The sequence below is a fragment of the Aporhodopirellula sallentina SM41 genome (assembly GCF_000346505.1).
Classification (GTDB): Bacteria; Planctomycetota; Planctomycetia; order Pirellulales; family Pirellulaceae; genus Rhodopirellula; species Rhodopirellula sallentina.
The window spans coordinates 1-2,189 of record NZ_ANOH01000483.1; the positions used below are offsets into that span (position 1 = coordinate 1).

Annotated in this window: 2 protein-coding genes; one reads left to right on the forward strand and one right to left on the reverse strand. The window is 60.6% G+C overall.

The window, feature by feature from the left end; translation table 11 throughout:
- Positions 1-1,087: IMP dehydrogenase (gene guaB, locus RSSM_RS30955; RefSeq protein WP_008689382.1), on the reverse strand; the 1,087-nt coding region annotated here is incomplete at its 3' end.
- A gap of 262 nt (positions 1,088-1,349) precedes the next feature.
- Between guaB and RSSM_RS30960 the strand changes: the two genes are divergently transcribed.
- On the forward strand, positions 1,350-2,189 hold an 840-nt coding region (locus tag RSSM_RS30960; RefSeq protein ID WP_008689383.1), incomplete at its 3' end, for a DNA translocase FtsK 4TM domain-containing protein.

Here is a 2,189-nt window from a genome sequence, read left to right on the forward strand (position 1 = left end):
GGCTGCCGATCATGACCGTGTTCGCCCCGGCGGCGAGTGCTTTGGTGATGTCACCGCTGAAGCGAATGCCGCCGTCCGCGATGACAGGAATGTTCTGTTCATGAGCGACCTGCACCGCATTCAAAATCGCCGTCACCTGCGGCACTCCGATGCCACTGATCACGCGTGTGGTGCAAATCGACCCGGGTCCGATGCCGACCTTCACCGCGTCGGCTCCCGCAGCGATCAGATCCGCTGCCCCCTGAGCCGTCGCGACGTTCCCCGCCACAACATCGATGTCCCATGCTTTGTTCGTTTTAATTTCTTTGACGGTTTCGATCACGTTCTTGCTGTGCCCGTGAGCCGAGTCGACGACGAGCAAGTCCACGCCTTGGGCGATCAACTTCTCCGCTCGTTCGAAATCCCCCACTCCGATCGCCGCTCCGACACGTAGTCGGCCTTGCGGATCTTTGCAGGCTCTCGGGAACCGCTTCATCATGTCGATGTCGCGAATCGTAATTAACCCCGTCAGTTTTCTTTCTTCGTCAATCAGGAGAAGTTTCTCTACCCTTTTTTCCGTTAAAATCTTCTCAGCTTGCGCAAGACTCACATTCCCTACAGCCGTTACCAAATTATTTTTGGTCATGACCTCCGAAACGGGCAGGTTCGGGTCCTCGAGGAACCTCAAATCCCGCCGCGTCAGAATGCCGACGAGGGTGCGGTCTTCGGTAACGATGGGGATCCCCGAAACGTTCGCACGGTCCATCAATTCCGCGGCTTTTCCGACCTGCTCTTCGGGCGGCAGGGTGACGGGATCGACGATGATCCCGTTAGCGGAGCGCTTTACCTTGAGAACTTCCTCGGTTTGCTGCCGAACGGAGAGGTTCTTGTGCACAATCCCCAGTCCGCCCTCTTTCGCTAACGCGATCGCCATTTCGGCTTCGGTGACGGTGTCCATCGGCGAAGAAATCAGCGGAATCTGCAGCCGAATCCGCTGGGTCAACTGGCTGCTGACATCAACCTCGCTGGGCACGATCTCGCTATAGGCCGGTTGCAGAAGGACGTCATCGAAAGTGATGCCGAGGTCGCCAATTTTGTTGTGAAACATGGAGGGGATGCCATTTCCGAGGGGGATCTGTCGGGAAGGCGAGCGATTATGACGCGAAATCGAAGTCTGTTGTAGGGCGGGATGCGAAGTTGACGAAGAAAGGGGAAGAAGCGATTGGAAGCAGCCGACTAGCGGTTCGCTGCTCCCAATAAGTTCTCCACGGTGGTCTCCCGCCCCTTTCTGTCCGGCCCTGATCGAGCCGGCAACGGGCGGTGCGGCGCCGGCTCCTCGTCCGTTTCGTTTCCCTGTTCAGCCCACGCCCATGTCGACCGCCGCGAAAGCCGACGCAAATCCAAACGCCGAGGAATCGGTCCGCCCGGTCTCGCTGCGTCGTGACGTTCCCGCGTTGATCATCGTGGCGATGACGCTGCTGACCTTCGTCGCGGTTTTGACGCACGATCCCGCTGACCCCGTGCCGACCTCGGTGTGGCCGATCTCCGAGTTCTATACACCGGACGTTTCGGCCTACCCGATCAACGAGAGCGTCCAGAACGCGTGCGGTTCGCTCGGAGCGTTGATCTCGGCGGTGGCTCTCGACGCTCTCGGGATTGGCGTATCGTTGTTGATCGGCGCCGGCGGCGGGATCGCGACGGCGCTTCTCGTGCGGGGGCACATGAACGCGCCCGTGCTCCGCTCGCTCGGCGGCTGCGTGGTGCTCCTGGGTGCCTGCACGGCGGCGTCGATGACGACGATCGAACTCGCTGGCATGCCGGTCGTCGGCAACGGCGGTTACCTCGGGGCGATGGGATCGACGTTCCTGCTGCAGCACTTTCATCCGGTCGGTTCATGGATCCTAACGCTGACAACGTTGGCGGTCGGTCTGTTGCTGACGACGGATTACATGTTGGTTTACGCGGGCAAGAAAGTCGTCGTTGGCAGTGCCAAAGTTTCCCGCCGCGGGATCGCTCGCGCCGCCGGCGCGATGCCGGTCACGCTCAAGCGACGCCGGCAACCGTTCAGCGACCTGGACTCGCCTATTCTGATCGACGGCGAAGTGCCACCGGTACCGGAACAACGCGTCGATCCACCCGAACCGAACATCCAAATCCGAGGCCCGCTGCGCCCGACCGAGGAAACCGGCGAGAACGCCGAGGAAGAAACC